Source organism: Cupriavidus plantarum, assembly GCF_905397285.1.
Classification (GTDB): Bacteria; Pseudomonadota; Gammaproteobacteria; order Burkholderiales; family Burkholderiaceae; genus Cupriavidus; species Cupriavidus plantarum.
Genome location: NZ_CAJPUX010000002.1, coordinates 849,886 through 873,007 on the forward strand (window position 1 = coordinate 849,886; position 23,122 = coordinate 873,007).

The following is a 23,122-nucleotide window of genomic DNA, read 5'->3' on the forward strand; positions in this document are numbered from 1 at the left end:
GATCGTCGATCGGGCGTGCCTTGTGAACTTCATGTTTGGGCGGGAGCCATGCGATTTTCTCATGCCACAGCGCGTGGCGCGAGCGCGCGTCATGCTCCGGACCGGGGAAAACCCTAGTCCGGCGGCCCGTGCATTCCTCCCACGACGTGCTAGTATGCGAACCGCAATGTTATCGTTAAACCTAGCGTCAAACGGAGAGTTTCCAGTGCTGCAACCGACCTCGCATCAAGCTACCCCAGTCGTGACCGAACTGACCGTCGTACCGGTCGCGGGGCAGGACAGCATGCTGATGAACCTTTCCGGCGCGCATGGCCCTTACTTCACGCGCAACGTCGTGATCCTGAAGGACAGCGCGGGGAATGTCGGCGTGGGGGAAGTGCCCGGCGGCGAGGGCATCCGGCAGACGCTCGAGGATGCGCGGCCGCTCGTGGTGGGTCAGCCGATCGGCCAGTATCAGGCCATCCAGAACAAGGTGCGCGAGACGTTCGCGAGCCGCGATGCGGGCGGCCGTGGGCTGCAGACGTTCGATCTGCGTATCACGATCCATGCCGTGACGGCGCTGGAAGCGGCGCTGCTCGACCTCCTCGGCAAGCACCTGCAGGTGCCGGTCGCGGCGCTGCTCGGCGAAGGCCAGCAGCGAGACGCGGTGGAGATGCTTGGCTACCTGTTCTACGTCGGCGACCGCAAGCGCACGCCGCTCGACTACCGCACCGAGCCCGATGCCGACAATGCGTGGTTCCGTGTGCGCAACGAGGAAGCCATGACCCCGGAAGGCGTGGTGCGTCTGGCCGAGGCGGCGTACGAGCGCTATGGCTTCAATGACTTCAAGCTCAAGGGCGGCGTGTTCGGCGGCGACGAGGAAATGGACGCCATCGTGGCGCTGGCGGAGCGCTTCCCGAAGGCGCGCATCACACTCGATCCCAACGGCGCGTGGGCGTTGAAGGAAGCCGTGCGACTGTGCCGCGACAAGCACGGCGTGCTGGCGTATGCGGAAGATCCTTGCGGCGCCGAGGAGGGCTATTCGGGCCGCGAGATCATGGCCGAGTTCCGCCAGGCCACGGGGCTGCCGACCGCGACCAACATGATCGCGACGGACTGGCGCCAGATGGGCCACGCGGTGCGACTGCATTCGGTCGACATTCCGCTCGCGGATCCGCACTTCTGGACGATGCAGGGGTCCGTGCGTGTCGCGCAGATGTGCGCCGAATGGGGCCTGACGTGGGGTTCGCATTCGAACAACCACTTCGACATCTCGCTCGCGATGTTCACGCATGTCGCGGCTGCCGCGCCGGGACGCGTGACGGCGATCGACACGCACTGGATCTGGCAGGACGGGCAGCGCCTGACGCGCGACCCGCTCAGGATCGAGGGCGGTCTGGTGCAGGTGCCCAAGACCCCGGGCCTTGGCGTGGAGCTCGACATGGATGCGCTGGCCCGCGCGCACGAACTGTACAAGCAGAAGGGCCTCGGCGCGCGCGACGACGCGATCACGATGCAGTACCTGATTCCCAACTGGAAGTTCAACAACAAGGCGCCCTGCATGGTCCGCTAATGACTCGCTGACGACCCGCAGACGGTCCGCCTTCTACAAGAATTCAGTCAATCCAGGAGACACAAGATGCAAAATTCCCACCCCTCGTTGCGCCACCCCTCGTTGCGCCGCCGCGCGCTCACCGCCGCCACGCGGGTGGCTGGCATTGCCGGCGCTGTCGCCGTTGGTTTCGCCGCTTGTTTCGCTGGTAGTGCGCAGGCGTCCGGCGCGACGAACTGGCCGACCAAGGCCGTGTCGGTCGTGGTGCCATTCCCGGCCGGCGGTTCCACCGACACAATCGCCCGCATGCTGGCGCAGCCGCTCAACGAGAAGCTCGGCCAGCCGTTCGTCGTCGATAACCGCCCGGGCGCGACCGGTGCGATTGGCGCGACCTTCGTCAAGCGGGCGCCCGCGGATGGCTACACGATGATGGTGGCGTCCATCGGCGTGTATGCGGTGAACCCGTTCCTGCAGAAGAACCTTGCCTACGATCCGGCGAAGGATTTCGATCTGCTGACGGTGGCGGTGCGCGCGCCGAACGTGCTGGTGGCCAACCCGGGCTTCCCGGCCAAAACGCTGCCCGAACTCGTCGCCTATATGAAGAAGAACCCGGGAAAGGTGACGTTCGCCAATTCGGGCGCGGGTTCGTCGGACCATCTGACTGCCGCGCTGTTCTGGCAGAAGAGTGGGGCGCAGGGGCTGCATGTGCCGTACAAGGGCGGCGCGCCGGCGATCTCGGATCTGCTGGCCGGTCAGGTCGACGTCTCGTTCCAGAACGTGAACGCGGTGCTGCAGCATATTCGGTCGGGCAAGCTCAAGGCGCTGGCCGTCACGTCGGAAAAACGTTCGGCGGTGCTACCGGACGTGCCGACGATGGCCGAGGGCGGCGTGAAGGACGTGGAAGTGTATTCGTGGCAGGCTGCCGCGGCGCCGAAGGGCCTGCCGGCTGACGTCAAGACCCGCCTGCACGGCGCGATCGTGGGGGCGCTGAAGGAAGAGGGCATGCAGAAGAAACTGAGCGAACAGGGCTTCGAGGTCGTGGCCAACACGCCCGAACAATTCGCGCAGTTCGAGCAGCAGGAACTCAAGCGCTGGAAGGAAGTGATCGAGAAGGGCGGGATTACGATGGAGTGATGAGGGGGCCTGGGGCATCGACGGAGGGGGTGGCAAGAAGGGGAGGCGCCGCCTCCCGCCTCCATTACAATCACCGCATGTCCCGCACCCCTCTCACCCGTTCCCATCCTCCCGGCGCCAACATCCGCGTTACCCTCAAGGACGTCGCGAGCGTGGCGGGCGTGTCGGCCATGACGGTCTCGCGCGTGCTCAACGCGCCGGAGACCATCTCCGCCGCGACGGTGGCAAGGGTGCGCGAAGCCATTGCGAGCACGGGCTATGTGCCAAACAGCGCCGCCAAAGCCTTGCGTTCGAGCAAGAGCCGGCTCATCGCCGCGGTCCTCCCGACGCTCACGGGCTCGGTGTTCCTCGACACCATCGGCGCGCTCACCGCGGCGCTGGCGCAACGCGGATACCAGCTCATGGTCGGCCAGAGCGGCTACAGCGCGATCGGGGAAGACCAGCTCATCACCGACATCATCTCGCGCCGCCCGGACGGTATCGTGCTCACGGGCGTGGTGCATACCGACGAAGGCCGGCGCCGCCTGCTGGCATCGGGCATCCCTATCGTCGAGACATGGGACCTGACGCCCGAACCGCTCGACGTGCTGATCGGCTTCTCGCATGAAGCCGTCGGCCGCGAGGTGAGCCGCTTTCTCGTCGGCAAGGGCCGCAAACGGCTGGCGCTGATCGGGGGCGATGACGTCCGGTCGAAACGCCGGTGGAACGCCTTCGCCAAATCCGCGCGCGCGCTGGGTGCCGATGCACCGGTGGCCCGCTTCGTCCCGGCGCCAACAACGCTTGCCCACGGCAGAGAAACGCTGCGCGCCCTGCTCGACGACGCCCCGGACATAGACGCCATCTTCTGCAGCTCCGACGCGCTGGCGCTGGGCGTGCTCATCGAAGCCCGCGCGCAGGGCATCGACGTCCCGAAGCGGCTCGCCGTGGTGGGCTTCGGCGACCTCAATTTCTCCGCGCAGCTGGACCCGGCCCTCACCACGGTCCGCATCGACGGTCCGCGCATTGGCGAACTCGCCGCCCATTGCATCGTGACCCGTGCCCTCGGCGAACCGCTCGACGAACGCATCATCGACGTCGGCTTCACGATCGTCGAACGGGAAAGCACCTGAGCCATCTCGCTGGCCTCAGGCCGCGACCGAAGCTCAGATGCCTTGCCCACCGGACACTTCGATCCGCTGCGCGTTCACCCACCGATTGCTCTCCGACAGCAGGCTCGCGATCATGGGCCCGATGTCGTCGGGCACGCCAGCCCGGCCGAGCGCCGTCATGTCGGCGAAGAGCTTGTTGATCTCGGGGTTGTCGCGCACCGCGCCGCCACCGAAGTCCGTCTCGATCGCGCCCGGCGCGACGGTGTTCACGGCAATGCCGCGCGCGCCAAGTTCCTTGGCCATATAGACCGACAGCACTTCCACCGCGGCCTTGACCGCCGCATACGCACCGTAGCCGGGAAAGGAAACGCGCGTCAGGCCGCTCGACAGGTTGACGACGCGCCCGCCATCGGCGATCAGCGGCAGCAGCGCCTGCGTCAGGAAATAGACGCCCTTGAAGTGCACGTTGACGAGGCCGTCGAACTGGGCCTCGGTCGTGTCCGCGATCAGCGCGTATTCGCCGTGCCCCGCGTTGTTGACGAGGTGGTCGAACGTCTCGCGCCGCCACGTGTCGCGCAGCGCGGTACGCAGCTGCGCGGCAAAGGCGGGGAACGTGGAGACGTTGCCCACGTCGAGCTGCAGCGCCCGCGCCTTGCGGCCCATGGCTTCGATTTGCGCGACCACGGCGCCGGCTTCCGCCGCGTTGCGCTGGTAGGTCACGATCACGTCGCTTCCGCTGCGGGCGATAGCGAGCGCGGTATTGCGGCCGAGGCCGCGGCTGGCGCCGGTAACGAGGGCGATCGGGGTGGTGGCTTGGGTCATGTCTGGCTCCTTGAAAGGGTTGCGGGTTGGTGCGTCGAATTATTGGAGTTCGCCGCCCGATAGCCTTAGTCAATTCCTCTCCCTTGCTTGCCTGATCCTCCGAATCCACGACACCGAGGGGTGAGGGAGGGGTAGCGACGACGCGCGGGATGGGGCTACCATCGCTGGCATGAACGACGCCCTGCTCGATGCCGTCCGCCGTTACACGGACACGTACGCCGATGCCGACGGTCTGGCCCGCACGCCCGTGCCCGGCCTGACCACGATCCGCTCGACCTCGCCGAGCGGGCTGCTCTATGCCATCGCGCGTCCCCTCGTATGCCTGGTGCTACAGGGGACCAAACAGGTGACCATGGGCGCGCGAACGCTCACGTTCCGGCCCGGGGACTCGCTGCTGATCACCGCCGACGTGCCGACCGTGAGCCAGGTGACGGCCGCCAGCGCGGCGCGGCCCTATCTGTCGCTCGTGCTGGACCTCGACCCCGCGGTGATCGCGGATCTGAGCCTGCAGATGCAATCCGCCCCGGTGTCCGATAGTCTGGCCGTGCGCTTCGAACCCACCGATGGCGAGGTGGCTGACGCCGCGCTCCGGCTGATGCGCTTGCTCGAACGGCCGGAGGCCGTGCCCGTGCTCCACGCGCAGCGCGTGCGCGAACTCCATTACTGGTTGCTCGAAGGGCGGCATGGCGCGGCGATCCGCCGGCTCGGCTGGCCCGAGGGCAATGCGCGCCGCGTGTCGCGGGCGGTCGCCGTGCTGCGCGAGGCATTCGCGCAGCCGCTGCCGATGGAGCGGCTGGCCAGCGTGGCGGGCATGAGCCCGTCCTCGTTCTATCAGCACTTTCGGGCCGTCACGTCGCTGTCGCCCTTGCAGTTTCAGAAGCAGTTGCGCCTGATCGAAGCGCGGCGGCTGATGCTCGCCGATGGCCTGACCGCGAGCGATGCGGCCTTCGCGGTCGGCTACGAGAGCGTGCCGCAGTTCACGCGCGAGTACCGCCGCATGTTCGGGCTGCCGCCCGCCCGGGATGCCGAGACGCTGCGCGGGGCCGTGGCCGCCGCCTAGGTTGGACCCGCTTCAGTTCGCGCCGAGTCAGTTCGCCACGTAGGCCTTGCCGCGAAACTTCCACGCCACCGGTGTGTCGTTAAGATCATGGACATCGATTTCCTCATCTACCATCCGTGGTTCAACACTTGGGCCGTCGCGCTCATCGCCGTCGTGGTCGCGCTCATCGCGCACAAGCTCGGCGGGCTGCTGCTGCTACGCATCGCGCGCCATTCGCCGGTACTCGGCGCCATCCTGACCAAGATCCGCACGCCGGCGAAGTTCGTGCTGCCGCTGCTGGCCTTGCAGACGGTATGGCAGGCCGCGCCGGACGACCTCCGCTGGATCGACAACGTGCGCCATGTCAATGGCCTGCTGATGATCGCGGCGGTGACGTGGCTGATCGTGCGAATCATCGCGGGCTTCGCGCAAGGCATCCTGCTCAGGCATCCCGTGGACGTGGCCGACAACGTCGCCGCGCGACGCATCCATACGCAGACGCGCGTGCTATCGCGCATCGCGATGACTCTGGTGATGGTGATGGGCGCCGCCATGCTCCTCATGACGTTTCCGGGCGCGAGGCAGGTCGGCGCGAGTCTGCTGGCATCGGCCGGGGTCGTCGGTCTGATCGCCGGTTTCGCGGCCAAGCCCGTCTTCAGCAACATGATCGCGGGCCTGCAGCTCGCGCTCACGCAGCCGATCCGGCTCGACGACGTGCTGATCGTCGAGGGCGAGTGGGGCAGGGTGGAGGAAATTACCGGTACTTATGTCGTTCTCAAGATCTGGGACGAACGGCGCCTGATCATTCCGCTGCAATACTTTATCGAGAAGCCGTTCCAGAACTGGACGCGCAACAACTCGGCGCTGATGGGCTCCGTCTTCTTCTATGTCGACTACGGCATGCCGCTGGCACCGCTGCGCAAGGAACTCGAGCGCATCGTCCGCGCCGCGCCCGAGTGGGACCAGCGCTTCTTCAACCTCGTCGTGGCCGACACGACCGAGCGCACGATGCAGCTGCGCGTGCTCTGCACGGCTGCATCGTCAGGCCTGGCATGGGACCTGCGTTGCGTGGTCCGCGAGGGCCTCATCGATTTCATGCAGCGCGAGTATCCGCAGTTCCTGCCCCGGCTGCGTATTGAAGGGGACGTCGACCATAAAGGGGACGTCGCCAACGGCCCCGCCCGGGGTCCGGAAGGCGCCCCGGCTTGAACACTAACAACAACGGAGCAAATCCATGCAACGCCCAACGACAAGATTTGGCGCGACGCTCGCAAGGGGCGTCGTCTTCGGTGCCGCCTTGATTGGCACCACCCTCCTGCTGCAAGCCTGCGGCGCCTTCGCGGGCGGCAAGCGCGGCAATGACGCCGTCCCGCAGCCGGCCAAGTCCGTGGACCTTGAACGCTATCTTGGCAAGTGGTATGAGTACGCGCGCTACGAGAACCGCTTCGAGCGCGACTGCGACTATGTCACGGCGGAATACGGCAAGCGCGACGACGGCAAGGTGTCCGTGCGCAATACGTGCGGCGCCCGTCCTGGCGAGACGGGTAAGACCTCCGAAGGCCGCGCGCGCGTGGTGCCGGACAGCGGCAATGCCAAGCTCGAGGTGTCCTTCTTCGGGCCGTTCTACGTCGGCGACTACTGGGTGCTCGACCACGCGGACGACTATTCGTGGTCGATCGTCGGCGAACCGTCGGGCCGCTTCCTGTGGATTCTCACGCGTCAGCCGAAACCGTCCGCCACCGAGGGCAAGGCCCTGATCGACCGCGCGCGGGCACTGGGCTATGACACCTCGATGCTGCGCATGACGGCGCAATAGGGCGTTGATGCGGCGCTGCGGCAAAATTTGCAAAGCCGGCGGCAACGTGTACAAATTGCAGCGCGGGGGAACCTCGCGAAAGCCGGTGAATCCAATGGGCGTCGCTCCGGCATGGGTCGTGCTTCAAGGCCTCCATTCCAAACGACCGAGCGACAGCCCATCATGCGCGATCATCGCATCAGCGAAGGACATCCTTTTCCCCTTGGCGCCACGTGGGACGGCAGTGGCGTCAACTTCGCGTTGTTCTCGGCGAACGCCACGCGCGTCGAGCTTTGTCTGTTCGATCCGGAGGGCAAGACCGAGACCGAACGGATCGAGCTCCCCGAGTTCACGGACGAGGTCTGGCATGTGCGCGTGGATGGCCTGGGGCCGGGTACCGTCTACGGTTATCGCGTGCACGGTCCGTACGATCCCGAGAACGGCCATCGCTTCAATCCCAACAAGCTCCTGCTCGACCCCTACGCCAAGTCGTATATCGGGCAACTGACTTGGGACCATGCCGTCTTCGGCTACACCATCGGCGCCGAGGGCGAAGACCTGACCTTCGACGAACGCGACAGCGCCCCCTTCGTGCCGAAGTGCGTGGTCGTCGATCAGGAATTCGGCTGGAGCCATCCGCTCGCCGCGCGCGTGCCCTGGGACCGCAGCATCGTCTATGAGACGCACGTGCGCGGCTATACGATGCGGCATCCCGATGTGCCTGAGAAACTGCGCGGCACGTTCGAGGGGCTCGGACAGCGCGCGGTCATCGACTACATCCGCAGCCTCGGCGTGACGTCGGTGGAACTGCTGCCTATCCATGCGTACCTGAACGACAGCCATTTGCTCGACAAGGGGCTGACTAACTTCTGGGGCTACAACACCATTGGCTTCTTTGCTCCGGATCCGCGCTTTTTCGCGCGCAACGACGCGCGCAAGGCGGGCGAACTCGCCGAGCTCAAGCAGATGATCGACAACTACCACGAGGCGGGCCTCGAGGTGCTGCTCGACGTCGTGTACAACCACACGGCCGAGGGCAACGAGCGGGGCGCGACGCTGTCGTTCCGCGGCATCGACAATGCGTCGTACTATCGGCTGATGCCCGACCAGAAGCGCTATTACATCAACGACACGGGTACGGGCAACACGCTGAACCTCTCGCATCCGCGCGTGCTGCAGATGGTAACGGACAGCCTGCGGTACTGGGTGACCGAGATGCAGGTCGATGGCTTCCGCTTCGACCTGGCCACCATTCTCGCGCGCGAGCCCAACGGCTTCGACTACGAAAGCGGCTTCCTCAAGGCGTGCCGGCAGGATCCGATTCTCTCCAGCGTGAAGCTGATCGCCGAGCCGTGGGACTGCGGCCCCGGCGGTTATCAGGTCGGTAACTTCCCGCCCGGATGGGCCGAATGGAACGACAAGTACCGCGATACGGTGCGCAAGTTCTGGAAGGGCGAGGAGGGCGTGGTGCCGGAACTGGCCACGCGGATCACTGGTTCGGCCGACCTGTTCGATCATCGGGGACGCCGTCCATGGGCCAGCGTCAACTTCCTGACCGCGCACGACGGCTTTACGCTGCACGATCTGGTGTCGTACAACGACAAGCACAACGACGCCAATGGCGAGGAGAACCGCGACGGCCATTCGGACAACATTTCATGGAACTGCGGCGCCGAGGGGGAGACGGACGACCCCGAGATCCTCGCGCTGCGCGAGCGCCAGAAGCGGAACATGCTCGCCACGCTGTTGTTGTCGCAGGGCACGCCGATGATCTGCGCGGGCGATGAGTTCGGGCGCACGCAGCAGGGCAACAACAATGCGTACTGCCAGGACAACGAGATCAGCTGGGTCGATTGGAACCGCACCGAGACGGCCGCGGCGCTGACGGCGTTCGTGCAGAACATGATCACGTTGCGGCAGGCTCTGCCCGTGCTGCGCCGGACGCGCTTTCTCAATGGCACGCTCGACGAAGCGTTGCAGGTGGCCGACGTGCGGTGGATCGATGCGGGCGGTAGCGACCTGACGGAGGCACAGTGGGGCGATCCGAACATGCGTTGCTTCGGCCTGGTGCTCGATGGCCGCGCGCGCGCCACCGGCATCCGGCGCGCCGCGTCTGACGCCACGGTGCTGATCGTGTTCAACGCGCACCATGACGTGGTGGACTTTCAGCTGCCGGAGATTCCGGGGACGGATCGGTGGACGTGCCTGATCGACACCAATATGCCGGTGCGGGACACGCTGCCGACGTTTACGTCGGGCGATGTCTATCAGGTGACGGGCCGCTCCGTGCTGGTCTTCTCGCTGGAGGCAACGGGATCCACGCAGCGCGTGTTCGATCGGCTCGAGCGTGAGTTGAAGAGCTAACGTGCGGCGTCGGGCCCCAGCGGCTTGAGCGCCGGGGGCCGCTGTACCTCCGCCGCGGCCGCGGCAAATATTGCCGCGCGATCCCCATCGCGTGGCGGATAGATCCGCTCGCGGTTGATGACCTGCTTGGTGGCCTTGGCGCGCATGCCATCGTCCACGACGACACGATCCCAACCCTGCGCGTACACCGCGCCCAGCGGCCCGAGGTCGATGATGTTCGTATACCAATCGATATCGAGCGCCCGCATGGCGGTCCCGGCAATCGAACAAACGGCGTTGTACCCTGCATAGCGCCCCATGGGCCTTGCGTGCTGGCACGACATGACCGAGGGATGCACGCCGTCGATCGAGGCATGCGCGACGTCGCCGGCCGCGAAGACGTCGGGCACGCCCTGCACGCGCATATACGCGTCGACCAGGAGGCGTCCCTGCGTGTCGCGGTCTCCCGGCACGCGCGCGGTGAGTCCGCTCGCACGCATGCCCGCGCACCAGACGACCGTGGCCGCGGCGATGACCGTGCCATTCGTGAGCGTGACCCCATCCGCCGCGACGGCGGCAAGCGACGTGCGCGGCATGAGTTCGATGCCGAGGGCCCGGCACGCACGCTCGCCCTTACCCTCACCCTTACCCTCGCCTTCGCCCTCACCCAATAGCGCGCGCAACCGGGCGGGCAACTCGCACGCGAGCTCGACGCCCGTCGCGCCGGACCCGACCACCACGACCGTCCATCGCCCCGGCCGCGCGGGCGGCGCGTGTGGCCCGGGCAGTGCCGCCAGTGCCGCCAGTGCCGCAAAATGGGCCTGCAAGCGCATGGCGCCGGCGTACGTGTCGATATCAAACAGGTGCTCGGCGCCGGGCAGCGCTGGGCGCGCGAGTTCGCTGCCGCTGGCAAGGATGAGCTTGTCGTAAGCCAACACGGTATCCCCGACATGCACGGCATGCCGAGCCGTATCGATGTCGGTCACGTCTCCAACGACCAGCGACACGCCAATCGGATCGAGAACGCCATGCAGCGGCACCCGCGTCGCCGCGAGGTCCGCCTCGTAATTGCGCACGCGAATACTGTGCTGGTCGTTCCGGTTCACTAGCGTGATCCTTACCGGCACACGCAGTTCGTCCGCGGTCCGCGCCGCGGCGGCCGCGCTCCACAGGCCGGCGAATCCGCCCCCCACCACCACGATGCGCGCGATACCGTCCATGTGCCGCTCCCCTGACGCCAACCCACCCATCATAGGAGCCAACGGGTTCAGCGCAAGGATGAACCGTCGCCGCCCTCCGGCGCGCTTTCGATGAGGCGCTGCAGCTGGCGCGTGGCCGTGATCTCGGCCGCGAGCCGGTCCACTGTCAGATGCCGGGCCGCGAGCCAGCGGTTCAGCGTGATGCCGCCCTGTGCATTGCAGCCGATGGATGCGCCAAAGCGCAGCAGCAGTTCCCCGGCGAGGGCCAGCGAGGCCCGGACGCGGGGGAGCGTTGCCGATTCCACGCGGTAGCTCGCCTCGGCGGTAATCATCATGCCCGGCTCGTCATGGGCGATGGCGCCATGACGACGCGCACGCGGGGCGACGGCGACGAAGGCGCCATCCACCATCAGCATGCCGTCTCCGCTCGCATGGCGCGCTTCTTCGGCGCTGCCGCTGAGCAGGCGGAAGGCATCGTGACGCAGCTTGCGGAGCCGATTGTCCGGAGTCGCCTCGCCTTCCGGTGTTTCCTCGCCGTCGGGAGGCGATGTCTGTTCTGGTGGTTGTCTCATGCATCGGTACCGCGCGCACGGTGCGATCAAACGCGGATCCACATGTAGTCGCCGCTGGCGAGGTTCTCGAACATCTCGTCGGAGGAGCCGACGATATTGTTCTGCCAATAGCGGCCGTGTTCGACGTAATGGTCGACGAGCTCGCCGAGATAGGCGCCATCCACGTCGTCGCCCAACGGGACGCGCAGCAACAGGACGATGCCGCCCGTGTCGGGGTCGAGGCCAAGCTGGGCCTGGTCCTGCGCGTAGATCGTCAGATTGGCTTCGAGCAGCAGGCGGAAGATCCGTAGCGTGCGGCCGCTGCTGACGATGCCGTAGTCAAAGTTGAGGTAGATCGCCTGAGGGTCTTCCTCGAAGAAATCGATGGCGAGATCGAATCCGTTCGCGTTCAGCACGCCGGCCTGGACGATGGCGTCGGCGTCGGGAATATCGAGTTCCTCGCAGAGATCGACGATCAGCTCGTTTCGGCGTTCCAGGCTCATGACGCGCTCGTTGCGAAAGGTTGGAAATTGGAAAGGGAGTCCCGGAGGCCGAAGCCGCCGGGACGATCGCAAGACGTCAGCCCTGCGTGAGCGACTTTGCGTTCTTCGGCCCCGCTTCCTTCAGCTGGGCCAGCGTGGTCGCCAGGTTGATGGCGTTCATTGCTTCCGCCGCCGCATTGATCTGCGCGATGGCGCTGGCGGTATTGCCGTCCATGCCGACCTTCGAATTCGCGTAGTCGCCGGCCGCACCGCCGACGTTGTAGGCCGTGTTGCCGCCGCTGATCTTGTCTGCCATGACAAACTCCTTGGTAGTGATGGCCCAATGGGCCGGTGGTGAGTGACGGGGCATCGGGATGACGCCCCGGTACTTCCAGGCAGCCAGGTCCGAAGACACGGCCGCGCTGTCTGGTAACACCCCCAATGGGGGCGTTCGCGTTAATCAACCGTGCGTCAATCGCCGCGCAGCCGCTCGCACACGGCCGCCGCGGCCATGAGCCCGTCGGCCACCACGCGCGCGGCATTCCGCGCGTGCGCGGCCGGTTCCGCGAGCGAGGCATCGACAATGGCGGAGGCGCTGGCCTTGAGCTGCGCGATGCCGTCCGCGATGCGCGGATCCTTCGGGTTCTGCTCGATCAGCTGCACCATCTGCTCGAGCGAGCGGATCGTGTCGGGGGTGAGGTTGCTGTACATGGTCGAACTCCATCAATGCGCTATCGGAGGGGTTTCGCGATGGTGGCCGCGGGCAACGGGAGGACACCTGCGGGGGACGCGGCGGCCACGACTTCCGGCGCGGATGCGGACGCCTCGGGCGGCAGCATCTCGTCGGGGAAATTCTTGGTGCCGTCTGGCAACTGGTAATAACGCAGGCCTTCCACATGGAGGGCCGCATGCACGTTGCGCGGCGTGGTGTCGGCAGCCTGGCCGGCGAGGTCGACGTCGATGCGCCGCACGGCCGCGCCGTAGTCGCCGCGCATCCGCTCGATCAACGCCCGCGCCCGGGCCGGGTCGCGTACTGTGCCGCCGACGCGGAATACGCCGTCGCCGGCATAGCTGATCTCCGCGCCGGGATCCGACAGCGAGGCCCGCAGGTCGTCAGTAATGCTTGCGGCCACGGAAAGCCGTACCGCGACGTGGCCGCTGTCCACCTGTGCGAGCGCGCGGCGCAGCGTCGTGGCATCGGCCGCCGTCGGGACCATGCCGCTGACGACGATGTTGTCGTCGGCCACCGTCGTCTTCACGCCGGTCAGCGCATCCTTCACGCTCAGACTCGGACCCGAGGTCTTGAGGGCGTGCTCCACCGCGGCCAGCCGCCGCTGCAGCGGCGTGAGCTCGGGCGCAGGGTCGGGCGCCTTCACCGACGCGGACGCTTTCGGTATGCGCGTCATCGACATCGCCATGGCGGCGCCGATCGCGGTCGTTGCCACCACCGCGCAGACGCCCACACGCAGCCAGCGGCGGCGCGGCCGAACGCGCGGCGACGGCGCGGCGGTTGCCGTGCCCGTAGCGGCGGCTGCCGGCACTGCCGGAGCAGCGGCTGCGGCAGTGGCTATCGGTGCGGCCGGTGCGGCCGGTGCGGCCGCGGGCGCGAACATCGCCTCGAGCAGCTTGACTTCGGCGGGCCATGGCGCATCGGCCGGACCGACGCACAGCACGATATCGCCGCGGCGCGCCGGTACGAAATCGGCCATGACGATCGGCGTCTCGCCGACATTGGTCGCGCTGACGAGCGTCACCGTCCCGTCCTCCTCGAACGCGATGACGACCGGATCGCCATGCCAGTCCGAGATATCGACGTCCGCCTGATCGCCGGCGCCGATGGTGTGGCGGCCTCGCGGCAGATCGAGCCGGGCACCGGCGTGATAGCCGGTAAGGATGCGTAGCTGGCGCGTCATGGACGCCTCCTGTGATGACCGAGCAGCGACTGGATGGTCGCGATGGCCTGGTTGCCATGGCGGCGTGGGCCCGGCGACGACAACATCAGCAGCTTCAGCGGGAGCAGCAGGAACTGCCGCTGCTGCGCTTCGTCAAGCAACATCGACGCACGCGGAGCGATGCCTTGTTCGCGCAGGCGTTCGCGTTCGGCAACGAGCTGCGCGCGCACCGTCTCCAGCTTTCCCGGGGCCATCGCCGGATCGGCGGTCTCCGCCGCGCGGCCCTTGCGCACCCGTTGCGCGAGGTAGCGCAGCATGGTCTCGCGCGTCTGCCGCTCGAGCCGGCCTGCCACGCGTGCAGCGCCCGACTGGACGGGCTGCTGGATCGCGGGGATCTGCGCGAGCAGCTCCGACTGCGCCCAGCCGATATCGGCGTCGCGGAGACCGGCCTGTCCAGCCGCCGGATGCTTCGTCAACCGGCGCGCCGCGGTCTGGCGGAACGCATTGCCGAAACCCGTCGCGCGTTGCTCGCGGTTCTGGTCTTGGGGCCGGTCGTGTTTCGGGTCGTGAAAGCGCTCTTCGTCGCCGTGGCCCCCGGAGCGGTCGTCAAAGCCACCCTCGCCGCCACGCTGCTCGCTCGACTGGATCACGAGCCGCTGGCGCCAGTCCTCCCGCGCATCGTGCTCGTGCATGTCGATCGCGTCGTCCTGATCGTCGCCTTCCTGTTCGGGATCATGGCTCGCGCTGGCGGCGCTACGGCGCCGCGCATTCCGGCGTGCCGTGCGCGGATGGTGCCCGTCGATGTGGTGCAGCTCGCTCAGTTCGCTTTCCTCGTGCGCGGTGTGGCCGGACTCGACGCCTTCGGGGTCGTGCTGCACACCCGCCCGGGCGCGCGCGCTGCGGGCGGCGCGCAGGTTCTGCGGGCGCTTGGGTTGCGCCGCTCGTTGCGCCGGTCCGCGCGTCTTGTGTCCATGCTCGCCGGCGCCGTGGGCGTCATGCGACCCCGGCACGTCGGATGGGTCCATCGACTGGACGTAGCCATTGACGATTCTCATGACGGGAACACCGTGCGCATGACCGCGTTGGCGAACTCGAGCACGGCCGAGGCGCCCCACGGCGCGGTGGCCAGCAGCACGCCCGTGACGATGATCAGCTTGGCGACCTGCGAGATGCTCGAGTCCTGCAGCGACGTGATGGCCTGCAGGAACGAGATGAGCAGGCCGGAGACCGCGGCGGTGGCGACGGCCGGCAGCGACACCATGAGGCAGATCATGAGCGCGCTCGTTGTCAGGTGGACGATGTTGTCGTAGTCCATGTCATTTGTAGGTGGAGATGAGACCGTGGATCAGCACCGACCAGCCATCCATCGCCACGAAGAGCAGCAGCTTGAACGGAATGGCCACGTTGGTGGGCGTGACCTGCGAGAGGCCCAGCGCCATCAGGATGTTCGCGATCACGAGGTCGATCACGATGAAGACCAGGTACAGCAGAAAGCCGATGCGGAACGCGGCCGCCAGTTCGCTCACGGTGAAGGACGGCGCGAGCACGAGGAGGTCGTCCTGCTTGAGCTTGTCCGCCATCTCCGGCGGCCAGATCTCCTTCGCCGACTTCATGAAGAACGCGCGGTCCCGCTCGGACGTGTGTTTGGTCAGAAACTGCCGGAACGGTTCGCGTGCGGCGTCGAACAGCACGGCGGCATTGCCGTTGTCGACGAGGCTGCCGTTGGACATCCTTTGCGCGGCGTCGTAGGCGGCCTGGCCGACGGGCGCCATCACGAAGCACGACACAATCAGCGCGATCCCGTTCGTCACCATCGACGGCGGCACCTGTTGCGCGCCGAGCGCATTGCGCAGCAGCCCGAGCACGATGACGATCTTCGTGTACGAGGTGACCACCATCGCGATGAAGGGCAGCAGCCCGAGCGCGAGTAGCGTGATCAGCAGCGACGCGACGTTGATGTTAGTGCCCATGGGCCGGCGCTTGCACGGGTTGCACGATGCGAACGCCGAGGTTGTCGCCCACGGCAACCAGTTGTCCGCTCGCCACCGTGTTGCCGCAGCACACGAGCTGGACCACGGCGCCGTCGAGCGGCGCGGGGAGTTCGACGATGCTGCCGGGTTGCAGCGCGGCGATGGCATCGAGCGAGAGTTCGAGCGTCACGAGTTCCACGCGGACCGGGACCGTCATCGGTCCCAGATCGACGGTCGGCGGGCTGGGCTCCGCGCTGGCGGTATCGAAGTCTTGCGTGTCTTGGATCATGGTCAGGGGACTTTGAAGCGTCAGGGTGCTGCCCGCGGCGGACACCGTGGCGTGTGCCTGCACGCCCTGGGCGGTCCCCCAGCGGAGTGACAGGCCTTCCATTCGGGCATCGGGCGTATCGGAGGCGTATGGCGCGCGGAGCGGCCAGCCGAGCAGGACGTCACCGGGGCGGAGGCTTTGCAGCACGTCCAGACGCACCGTGCGGGTAGCGACGTGAAGGCGCCCGCGCAGCGTGCCCGGTATGTGGTCCGGGGTGCGGCCCGGGGTGCGACCCGTGATGGCTGCCGGATCGCTGCCGGTTGCCGATGTCGGGGGGAGGGTGTCTTCGTGATCCCGGGCGAGGGCGTCCACCAGCGATGGGGCGATGGCATCGACCACGCAGGGCATCTCCGCGCCGAGCGTCAGCGACAGGCCTCGGCGCACGCGGTCTGCATCGTCTGCGTCGATCGGCTCGTCGTTGAGGCGATGCGGCACATCGCGGCCGAGGTCTCGCACGACGAGCGCGCCGGTATGGGCGGGCTGCAACGCGGCGAGCCACGGCGCGAGGTACAGGTTGGCCAGTGCGACGCGGCGCGCCGCATCGCGATCCGCGGCGATGCTCTCCAGCGCGGGCGAGCTCGCCAGATCGACGCGCAGCAGCGCGGCACCGGCGTCGGACTCGATCAGCACGCGGGCGGGGTCCACGAAAACGGGTTCGCGTGCGGACACCAGCAGCGACACGTCCAGTTGCGCCTGCCGTGCCATGGCCGGCAGCATGCGCGACAGGCGCGCCATCGCCGGGGCGTGGCGCGGCAGCCGGGTGCGTAGCGGATCGACGTGGACGGTGGGTGCGGACATGATGCGGATGGGTGTCTGCTTGTTTCGGTTATGCGGCTATGCGGTTGTGCGGTCAGGCGTTATCGCTCTCGATATCGCTTTCAATCTCAATCTCAACGGTGCGTCCGGTCCGGCCCGCGAGCCGCGACTTCAACGTATCGCCGTGCAAGCAGAGTAATTCACGGGAACGTGCGGATTCGCTGTGGAACCGAAGCGACAGGGCATCGGGCGAAATCGTCATGGTCAGCCGCGTTTCGGGCAGGACGCGCGGGTCTGGCGTCAGCGTGACCGTGCGCGCCGGGCTATCGGCAGCGAGTTCGCCGGCCCCGCAAAACGCGCCGACATCGCGCTCGAGCTGGGTCACGAAGGCGGGGGGGAACGTGCACGCATTGCGGTCCTGTGCCGCGTTGTCCGGCTGGACCGCCGGCTTCGGCTGCGACATCTCCCGCTCGTCCCGCCGGGGGGCGACGGGCGCGAATGCGGCCTGCGCAGGCAGGGGAGCTTGGGACGTACGCACGAGCGACGGCTGGGCTGGCGCCGGCTGCGTGGCAGTTGGCGCGAGGGCCGGCGCGGCGTCGCTGGCCGCGGGCGCGGAGCGCGCGGTTGGAACGCCATAGGGGACGCCGTTGGGCACACCGCAGGGGACACCCCCGGTAGCGCAGTAAGGGTCGCGACGCGAGGCGCCGTCCGTCGTGCCGGCGCCAGCGTCCATCGCGCGAGGCGATGCGTCCGCGCGCGGGCCAGCCATCGCATCGGGCGACGCGCCGATTGACGCGCCGATTGACGCGCCGATTGACGCGCCGATTGACGCGCAAAATGAAGGCAGCGCGGGTGCCGCCGTCCGTGTCGACTGGCGGTCAAGCAGGCGGCGGAAGCGGCTGCCGGCGTCGGCCGATGGCGCGGCGGCGGGCGTCGTCCCGGTGTCGGTGGCCGGCAGGATCCGTACCGGCGGCATGGGCAGGGGTGTGCGGGTCATGGCGGTCAGAGCGAAAGGCTGCCGACCAGCTGCAGGTCGATCTCGCCGTTGAGTTCCTGGAACGAGTACACGTCGAGCCGTTCGAAGCGCCGCTCGATGAGCCGGCGGAAGTAGCGGCGGATATCGGCGGCGGTGACCACAGCCAGCCGGTCCGGCGGACCCTCGCCGTTGGGACCGTTCGCCAGCCGCTCGAGCCGCTGCAGGATCATTTCGATCACGCGCGGCTCCAGCGTCAGAAAGTTGCCCGCCGGCGTGGGCTTGATCGACTGCCGGATGGTCTGCTCGAGCTCCTGGTCCAGCACGATCGCCGGCAGCTGCCGCGAGCCTCGCGTCGCACGGTGCGCGATCATGCGGCCGAGGTCGCTGCGCACGTACTCCGTCAGCATGACGAGGTCCTTCTCCTTCGGTCCCCACGCCACGAGACTCTCCAGGATCGAGCGGATATCGCGGATCGGAATCTGCTCCTCGAGCAGCCGCCGCAGCACGTCGGCGATTTTCTGCACCGGCAATGCCTTCTGCGCCTCCGAAACAAGCCCTGGATACGTCGCCGTGATGCGTTCAAGAATCCACTGCGCCTCCTGCACGCCGATGAACAGCCGCGCCTCCCGACGCAGCGTCTCCACCGCATGCTCGGCGATGCGCGCCTCCCGTTCTTCCTCCGGCGTCTTGCTGCCGGCCGCGTCCAGGTCGCCCGACGCCACAGGCACGTCATGCACGAGCACGTCGTAGGTCATGCCCGACAAGTGCTCGTCCCCCCAGAACACGATGCCGGGGAAGGGCAGGCCAAGCTCCTCGGCCACGATACGGCGTCCGGTCTCGAACGCCTGGTCGAGCTTCTCGAGGTCCAGCTTGTCGGCCAGCTCGCGCGACAGCTTCACCGCGAGCGGCGCCGCAAAGGCCGGCGCATTGCGCAGAATGCTGCCAGTGTCCTGCTTTGCGCCTTCCCGCTGCAGCGACGACAGCGCTTCATCCGCGTCGTTGTTGCGGCGCAGGGCGGCGCGGCGCACCGCGTGGCCGCCGCCATACAGACCGCCCGCGAGCAGCAGGAAGATCGTCGAAGGGAATCCCGGCACGAGCGCGAACCCGGCCAGCAGCACGGAGGCCGTGGAAAGCGCGCGAGAGCTCGTGGACAGCTGCGCAAGAATCTCCATGCCCAGCGAGCGCGGCTTCTCGTGCTCCTTCGACACGCGCGTGATCATGATGCCGGCGGCCACCGAGATCAGCAGCGACGGAATCTGCGACACCATCGCGTCGCCGATCGACAGCACCGAGAAACGCGACGCCGCCTCGGACGCGCTCATCCCGTGGTAGCTCGTGCCGATGACGATGCCCGCCACGATGTTGACCATGGTGATGACGAGGCCCGCGATGGCATCCCCCTTCACGAACTTCATCGCGCCGTCCATGCCGCCGTGCAGCTGACTCTCGATGGCCAGCATCTCTCGGCGCTCGCGCGCCTCCTCTGCGGTCATGTTACCCGCGCGGACGTCCGCATCGATGCTCATCTGCTTGCCGGGCATGGCGTCGAGCGTGAAGCGCGCGCCGACCTCGGCCACGCGCTCCGAGCCCTTCGCAATCACGATGAACTGCACCGTCGTGATGATCAGAAACACGACGAGGCCCACCACAAGGTTGCCGCCGACCACCAGCTGGCCGAAGCTCTCGATGATGTGTCCTGCGTCCGCCTTGAGCAGAATCGACTTGGTCGATGCGATGTTCAGCGAGAGCCGGAACAGCGTCGTGAACAGCAGCAGCGACGGAAACGCCGACAGGGATGTGGCGCTCGGCACGTACATCGTCGCCGTCAGCAGGATGACGCTGAGCATGATGTTGATGGACAGCAGCGTGTCGATGACGATCGTCGGCAGCGGCAGGATCATCAGCGCGACGATGGCGACGATGAGCGCGGCGATGCTGAATTCGCCCGAGTAGTCGCGGAGGACGGAGTTCGCCGTGGTGGCTTGTGACGCGCGTGGCGTGGACATGTCAGTGGGCCTCGGTTGGGTTGTCGGCCGCCGGGGTCAGCTGGGCGACCCATGCGAGCACTTCGGCGACGGCTTCGAACAGCGGCTCGGGAACGGCCTGCTCGAGCGGTACGGTGTAGAGCGCGCGCGCGAGCGGCGGCGCGGGGACGATCGGCACGCCGCAGGCTTCCGCGCGCTCGCGAATGGCAAGCGCTTCCGCGTCGACGCCTTTTGCGATGACGCGCGGCAGGCCATGCTCCTCGGCCACATAGCGAATGGCCACGGCATAGTGGGTCGGATTGACCACGACGGCGTTGGCCTGTTCCACCTTGGCGGTGGCGCCGCCCATCGCGATCTCCCGGGCGATCGACTTGCGCTTGGACTTGATCTCGGGATTGCCTTCTGACTCCTTGTTTTCGCGCTTGACCTCGTCCTTCGACATGCGGTGTTCGCGGATGAAGAGCCAGTACTGGAGGCCGTAGTCCGCCGCGCCGATCAGCAGGAACAGCACCCCCGCCGCGGCGATGAAGCGCCACAGCAGGATCCAGACGACCGCGACCACGTCCGCGACGGACTGATAGGCGAGGGCGGCCGTGGTGGGGAGCAGCAGCATCGTGAGCTTGATCAGCACGGCGACGAGCACGGCGGCCTTGAGGACCATCTTCACGAGGTCAAGCAGCGCCCGCAGCGAGAACAGCTTCTTGATGCCGGCGGCGGGGTTGATCGCGTCGAGCTTCAGTTCGACCGACTTGAACGACACGTTGAAACCGGTCTGCGCGACCAGCGCGGCGGCTGGCAACAGGATGGCGACGCCAAGCAGCGGCAGCAGGACCCAGCCGGCCTCGATGCTCACGGCGATGAGGAATGCGCCGATATCGAAGCGGGGCGAGGCCGACCGGCCGACATCCAGCGCCACGTTGACGAGGTTGCGCAGATGTTCGCCCATGAAGCCCGCGGCGCCGGACATCGCGGCGCCCGCGCCGATCAGCAGTGCGCCGGCCGCCAGGTCCGTGCTTTTCGGCGATTTGCCTTCGCGCCTGGCATCGTCGAGCTTTTTCTGTGTGGGGGCTTCGGTCTTTTCGTCGGACATGATGCGGGCGATCTGCATCGCTCAGGCTGGCAACGCTGGCGATGGTGCGCGGGCGGGCGCGGCCCTGCACGGACGGACCCGAAGCCGCGCGGCGGCTGGCGAAGCGGGCGCCGGAGCGCGGCGCGGCTTCGCCCCGGGCGTGGTGTCTTCGCATGCGGGGCGGCAGGGGCACGAAGGGCGCGCCACACTCCATTCCCAGATTCCGCCCCGCTGGAGACCATCGTGCTCGACATGACCGAATGCCCGGATTCCCTCGTATCCGCCCTGATCGAACTGCTCGTCACGAGCGTGAACAAGCAGTACAACCACGAGGCGGAGCGCCTGCTGTCGGCATTGCACGTGATGCGGCCGCGCTTCCGCGAGCTGCATATCTACGACGTCTGGCTCATGATGGGCCGCAAGCGCTACGACGACGCCGCGCGTACGTTGCGCGACATGGAGTCGCAGACGCTCCAGGCGCCGTTCAACGCCTATGTGGCCGCGTTGCTGGCCACCTGCCTGTTTTCGCTGCGGGACCCGGGCTGGCAGATGTTCGCCAACCAGGTGCTGGCGGGCGAGGCGGACCCCGAATCCACGCGGCTGGTCAATCTGCTGATGGGCCGCAAGGAAGACGAGGACGTCCCGCGCGCCCTCACGGGCGCGGACCGTTCCGCCGGGCACTCCCCGGAGCGTTCCACCGATCGTTCCCCATACTCCACCACCCACTTCCTGCGCGTGTAAGCGTCCGAGGAGAGCCCAGCATGTCCATGATCGATCCTTCCATCGGTGCCATCCAGGCCATCTCCGCCATCGACGGCCCGTCGCGCGTGGCGCCGGCCGCCGCGGCGAGCGCGTATGGGCCCACACACGGGCCCACACACGGCCCCTTTCCGCCCAGCGGTGTGGGTATGGGCACAGGGGATGCGGCCAGTGTGTCGAACCCCGCCGTGCCGCCTGCCTCGCCGGAGTCCGAGGCGCGCTTTCGCCAGCTGCTGGACCGTGCCGCGTCGGACATGCAGACGCGCAGTCAGGAGGCCAGCCCCGCCCAGCGTCCTTCGGCGATCACGGAGATGGTCGGCGCGCAGGACGACATGTTCAATGACCTGCAGCATCGCGTGCAGGCCTTTCAGCAGGCGGCACCGACGATGGACCAGCGCGAGATGACCGCGCAGATGGTGCAATTGCAGTATCACATGGCGGACGCGATGGCACGGCTCGAACTCGGGGTCGGCTTTGCGCAGGGCGGCAAGAGCGCGGTCCAGAACCTCATGAAGAACCAGTAGCGATCATGACCTCTGTCCGCCCCCGTTTTCCCTTCGGCCTGGTCGTCGGCCTCCTGCTTGCACTGTTGCTGACGGGCTGCAACAAGCAGCTCTACTCGCAGCTGAACGAGAACGAGGTCGACGAGATGATGAGCGTGCTGTTCGACGCCGGATTGCATCCGGACAAGGAGACGCCCGACAGCGGCAAGACCTGGACGGTCACGGTGCCGGGCGACGATTTTCCCGACGCGATGAAGGCGCTGCGCGCGCATGGCCTGCCACGGGAGAAGTATTCCAACCTCGGGGACATGTTCAAGAAGGAGGGGCTGATCTCCACGCCTACCGAAGAACGTGTGAGGTTCATCTACGGGGTGTCGCAGCAGTTGTCGGCGGTGTTGTCGCGGGTGGATGGGGTCTCGTTCGCGAGTGTGCAGATCGTGTTGCCCAACAACGATCCGTTGTCCAATGTGGTCAAGCCTTCCTCGGCGGCGGTGTTCATCAAGTACCGGCCCAACACCGATGTGGCGTCGTTGCTGCCCAGCATCAAGAACCTCGTGATGCATAGCGTGGAGGGCCTCACGTACGAGAACGTCAGCGTGACATTCGTCCCGGCGGAGGTGCAGCGCGCGGTCCGGCACAAGTCGTCGGCGTCGCTGCTCTGGCTCGGCATCGCCGCGGCGGTACTGGTCGCGCTCGGCGTCACGGGCTTCCTGTTCCGCGAACGCATCGCGGAGGCGGTGTCCGACCGCCGGCGCGGGACGCGGCGGGCTGCCAGCGGAGCGGCGTCATGACGGAGGGGATGCCGATGGACTGCGTCACCCAAGGAGGCTCTGACGCGAGCGCCGGGCCCATGCGCGACGGCGCTTCCGGGGACATCGGGCCGGCGGTTCAACGCCGCCC

The 23,122-nt window shown here is 67.3% G+C and carries 24 protein-coding genes; 10 read left to right on the forward strand and 14 right to left on the reverse strand.

The genetic code is table 11. From position 1 onward, the window contains the following. Positions 1-205 precede the first annotated feature (205 nt). From gudD to KHP16_RS12540, 3 genes are all read left to right on the forward strand, one after another. Entirely contained in the window at positions 206-1,552 is a 1,347-nt protein-coding gene (gene gudD, locus KHP16_RS12530; protein ID WP_211960290.1) for a glucarate dehydratase, read from the forward strand. Between the two features lie 66 nt (positions 1,553-1,618). Further along, positions 1,619-2,665 carry a Bug family tripartite tricarboxylate transporter substrate binding protein gene (locus KHP16_RS12535; protein WP_218891889.1) on the forward strand — a complete coding sequence of 349 codons (1,047 nt, stop codon included), beginning with the start codon at positions 1,619-1,621 and terminating at the stop codon, positions 2,663-2,665. Positions 2,666-2,742: 77 nt separating this feature from the next. Continuing rightward, on the forward strand, positions 2,743-3,774 hold the full coding sequence (locus KHP16_RS12540) for a LacI family DNA-binding transcriptional regulator (RefSeq protein ID WP_115953046.1): 1,032 nt from the start codon (positions 2,743-2,745) through the stop codon (positions 3,772-3,774). Positions 3,775-3,807: 33 nt separating this feature from the next. Here KHP16_RS12540 and KHP16_RS12545 read toward each other — a convergent pair whose 3' ends face one another. Then, positions 3,808-4,575 (reverse strand): SDR family NAD(P)-dependent oxidoreductase, encoded by a 768-nt coding sequence (locus KHP16_RS12545; protein ID WP_109583043.1) that lies wholly within the window; start codon positions 4,573-4,575, stop codon positions 3,808-3,810. A 169-nt stretch (positions 4,576-4,744) separates the two neighbouring features. Between KHP16_RS12545 and KHP16_RS12550 the strand changes: the two genes are divergently transcribed. The 4 genes from KHP16_RS12550 (at position 4,745) to glgX (ending at position 9,773) form a co-directional block, all read left to right on the forward strand. Then, positions 4,745-5,635: an AraC family transcriptional regulator gene (locus KHP16_RS12550; protein WP_109583041.1), complete on the forward strand. Its 891-nt coding sequence runs from the start codon at positions 4,745-4,747 to the stop codon at positions 5,633-5,635. Between the two features lie 87 nt (positions 5,636-5,722). After that, positions 5,723-6,823: a mechanosensitive ion channel family protein gene (locus KHP16_RS12555; RefSeq protein ID WP_109583039.1), complete on the forward strand. Its 1,101-nt coding sequence runs from the start codon at positions 5,723-5,725 to the stop codon at positions 6,821-6,823. A 25-nt stretch (positions 6,824-6,848) separates the two neighbouring features. Then, positions 6,849-7,430: a lipocalin family protein gene (locus KHP16_RS12560; RefSeq protein WP_109583037.1), complete on the forward strand. Its 582-nt coding sequence runs from the start codon at positions 6,849-6,851 to the stop codon at positions 7,428-7,430. 162 nt (positions 7,431-7,592) lie between these two features. After that, a complete protein-coding gene (gene glgX, locus KHP16_RS12565; protein ID WP_211960291.1) occupies positions 7,593-9,773 on the forward strand; it encodes a glycogen debranching protein GlgX in 2,181 nt (726 codons plus the stop codon). Here glgX and KHP16_RS12570 read toward each other — a convergent pair. The 13 genes from KHP16_RS12570 to sctU all read right to left on the reverse strand — a co-directional run bounded on the left by KHP16_RS12570 (position 9,770) and on the right by sctU (position 20,981). Continuing rightward, entirely contained in the window at positions 9,770-10,972 is a 1,203-nt protein-coding gene (locus KHP16_RS12570; RefSeq protein ID WP_244835776.1) for an NAD(P)/FAD-dependent oxidoreductase, read from the reverse strand. The genes glgX and KHP16_RS12570 overlap by 4 nt on opposite strands. A 47-nt stretch (positions 10,973-11,019) precedes the next feature. Further along, on the reverse strand, positions 11,020-11,523 hold the full coding sequence (locus tag KHP16_RS12575; protein WP_109583033.1) for a hypothetical protein: 504 nt from the start codon (positions 11,521-11,523) through the stop codon (positions 11,020-11,022). A 26-nt stretch (positions 11,524-11,549) separates the two neighbouring features. Continuing rightward, positions 11,550-12,005: a CesT family type III secretion system chaperone gene (locus tag KHP16_RS12580; RefSeq protein ID WP_109583032.1), complete on the reverse strand. Its 456-nt coding sequence runs from the start codon at positions 12,003-12,005 to the stop codon at positions 11,550-11,552. Between the two features lie 76 nt (positions 12,006-12,081). Then, a complete protein-coding gene (locus KHP16_RS12585) occupies positions 12,082-12,300 on the reverse strand; it encodes a hypothetical protein (RefSeq protein WP_115953041.1) in 219 nt (72 codons plus the stop codon). A 155-nt stretch (positions 12,301-12,455) separates the two neighbouring features. After that, on the reverse strand, positions 12,456-12,695 hold the full coding sequence (locus tag KHP16_RS12590) for a hypothetical protein (RefSeq protein WP_109583029.1): 240 nt from the start codon (positions 12,693-12,695) through the stop codon (positions 12,456-12,458). Between the two features lie 20 nt (positions 12,696-12,715). Beyond that, a complete protein-coding gene (locus tag KHP16_RS12595) occupies positions 12,716-13,897 on the reverse strand; it encodes a hypothetical protein (RefSeq protein ID WP_211960292.1) in 1,182 nt (393 codons plus the stop codon). After that, a complete protein-coding gene (locus tag KHP16_RS12600) occupies positions 13,894-14,931 on the reverse strand; it encodes a hypothetical protein (protein ID WP_211960293.1) in 1,038 nt (345 codons plus the stop codon). The genes KHP16_RS12595 and KHP16_RS12600 overlap by 4 nt, the downstream gene beginning before the upstream one ends. After that, complete coding sequence (gene sctS, locus KHP16_RS12605; RefSeq protein WP_109583023.1) at positions 14,928-15,191, reverse strand: type III secretion system export apparatus subunit SctS; 264 nt, start codon at positions 15,189-15,191, stop codon at positions 14,928-14,930. The genes KHP16_RS12600 and sctS overlap by 4 nt, the downstream gene beginning before the upstream one ends. Position 15,192: 1 nt before the next feature. Then, on the reverse strand, positions 15,193-15,846 hold the full coding sequence (gene sctR / locus KHP16_RS12610) for a type III secretion system export apparatus subunit SctR (protein WP_211960294.1): 654 nt from the start codon (positions 15,844-15,846) through the stop codon (positions 15,193-15,195). Beyond that, complete coding sequence (locus KHP16_RS12615; RefSeq protein WP_211960295.1) at positions 15,836-16,972, reverse strand: FliM/FliN family flagellar motor switch protein; 1,137 nt, start codon at positions 16,970-16,972, stop codon at positions 15,836-15,838. Before KHP16_RS12615 ends, sctR begins: the two co-directional genes overlap by 11 nt. A 52-nt stretch (positions 16,973-17,024) precedes the next feature. After that, complete coding sequence (locus KHP16_RS12620) at positions 17,025-17,927, reverse strand: type III secretion HpaP family protein (protein WP_211960296.1); 903 nt, start codon at positions 17,925-17,927, stop codon at positions 17,025-17,027. Between the two features lie 5 nt (positions 17,928-17,932). Further along, entirely contained in the window at positions 17,933-19,912 is a 1,980-nt protein-coding gene (locus tag KHP16_RS12625; RefSeq protein WP_211960297.1) for an FHIPEP family type III secretion protein, read from the reverse strand. A 1-nt stretch (position 19,913) separates the two neighbouring features. Beyond that, complete coding sequence (gene sctU / locus KHP16_RS12630; RefSeq protein ID WP_211960298.1) at positions 19,914-20,981, reverse strand: type III secretion system export apparatus subunit SctU; 1,068 nt, start codon at positions 20,979-20,981, stop codon at positions 19,914-19,916. 231 nt (positions 20,982-21,212) lie between these two features. Here sctU and KHP16_RS12635 point away from each other — a divergent pair, with 231 nt between their 5' ends. From KHP16_RS12635 to sctJ, 3 genes are read left to right on the forward strand one after another with little or no spacing between them, the layout of a single operon-like run. Then, positions 21,213-21,701: an HrpB1 family type III secretion system apparatus protein gene (locus KHP16_RS12635; protein ID WP_244214637.1), complete on the forward strand. Its 489-nt coding sequence runs from the start codon at positions 21,213-21,215 to the stop codon at positions 21,699-21,701. 20 nt (positions 21,702-21,721) lie between these two features. Beyond that, positions 21,722-22,243 (forward strand): hypothetical protein, encoded by a 522-nt coding sequence (locus tag KHP16_RS12640; RefSeq protein WP_179593731.1) that lies wholly within the window; start codon positions 21,722-21,724, stop codon positions 22,241-22,243. A 5-nt stretch (positions 22,244-22,248) separates the two neighbouring features. Next, on the forward strand, positions 22,249-23,013 hold the full coding sequence (sctJ, locus tag KHP16_RS12645) for a type III secretion system inner membrane ring lipoprotein SctJ (RefSeq protein WP_211960299.1): 765 nt from the start codon (positions 22,249-22,251) through the stop codon (positions 23,011-23,013). Positions 23,014-23,122 lie beyond the last annotated feature (109 nt).

Coding starts and splice junctions, on each gene's coding strand:
- sctJ (WP_211960299.1), top strand. CDS start 22,249: ATGACCTCTGTCCGCCCCCGTTTTCCCTTCGGCCTGGTCGTCGGCCTC.
- KHP16_RS12585 (WP_115953041.1), bottom strand. CDS start 12,300: ATGGCAGACAAGATCAGCGGCGGCAACACGGCCTACAACGTCGGCGGT.
- KHP16_RS12535 (WP_218891889.1), top strand. CDS start 1,619: ATGCAAAATTCCCACCCCTCGTTGCGCCACCCCTCGTTGCGCCGCCGC.
- sctS (WP_109583023.1), bottom strand. CDS start 15,191: ATGGACTACGACAACATCGTCCACCTGACAACGAGCGCGCTCATGATC.
- KHP16_RS12600 (WP_211960293.1), bottom strand. CDS start 14,931: ATGAGAATCGTCAATGGCTACGTCCAGTCGATGGACCCATCCGACGTG.
- glgX (WP_211960291.1), top strand. CDS start 7,593: ATGCGCGATCATCGCATCAGCGAAGGACATCCTTTTCCCCTTGGCGCC.
- KHP16_RS12595 (WP_211960292.1), bottom strand. CDS start 13,897: ATGACGCGCCAGCTACGCATCCTTACCGGCTATCACGCCGGTGCCCGG.
- KHP16_RS12570 (WP_244835776.1), bottom strand. CDS start 10,972: ATGGACGGTATCGCGCGCATCGTGGTGGTGGGGGGCGGATTCGCCGGC.
- KHP16_RS12635 (WP_244214637.1), top strand. CDS start 21,213: ATGACCGAATGCCCGGATTCCCTCGTATCCGCCCTGATCGAACTGCTC.
- sctU (WP_211960298.1), bottom strand. CDS start 20,981: ATGTCCGACGAAAAGACCGAAGCCCCCACACAGAAAAAGCTCGACGAT.
- KHP16_RS12575 (WP_109583033.1), bottom strand. CDS start 11,523: ATGAGACAACCACCAGAACAGACATCGCCTCCCGACGGCGAGGAAACA.
- KHP16_RS12560 (WP_109583037.1), top strand. CDS start 6,849: ATGCAACGCCCAACGACAAGATTTGGCGCGACGCTCGCAAGGGGCGTC.
- KHP16_RS12550 (WP_109583041.1), top strand. CDS start 4,745: ATGAACGACGCCCTGCTCGATGCCGTCCGCCGTTACACGGACACGTAC.
- KHP16_RS12640 (WP_179593731.1), top strand. CDS start 21,722: ATGTCCATGATCGATCCTTCCATCGGTGCCATCCAGGCCATCTCCGCC.
- KHP16_RS12620 (WP_211960296.1), bottom strand. CDS start 17,927: ATGACCCGCACACCCCTGCCCATGCCGCCGGTACGGATCCTGCCGGCC.
- sctR (WP_211960294.1), bottom strand. CDS start 15,846: ATGGGCACTAACATCAACGTCGCGTCGCTGCTGATCACGCTACTCGCG.
- KHP16_RS12580 (WP_109583032.1), bottom strand. CDS start 12,005: ATGAGCCTGGAACGCCGAAACGAGCTGATCGTCGATCTCTGCGAGGAA.
- KHP16_RS12545 (WP_109583043.1), bottom strand. CDS start 4,575: ATGACCCAAGCCACCACCCCGATCGCCCTCGTTACCGGCGCCAGCCGC.
- KHP16_RS12590 (WP_109583029.1), bottom strand. CDS start 12,695: ATGTACAGCAACCTCACCCCCGACACGATCCGCTCGCTCGAGCAGATG.
- KHP16_RS12555 (WP_109583039.1), top strand. CDS start 5,723: ATGGACATCGATTTCCTCATCTACCATCCGTGGTTCAACACTTGGGCC.
- KHP16_RS12625 (WP_211960297.1), bottom strand. CDS start 19,912: ATGTCCACGCCACGCGCGTCACAAGCCACCACGGCGAACTCCGTCCTC.
- KHP16_RS12540 (WP_115953046.1), top strand. CDS start 2,743: ATGTCCCGCACCCCTCTCACCCGTTCCCATCCTCCCGGCGCCAACATC.
- KHP16_RS12615 (WP_211960295.1), bottom strand. CDS start 16,972: ATGTCCGCACCCACCGTCCACGTCGATCCGCTACGCACCCGGCTGCCG.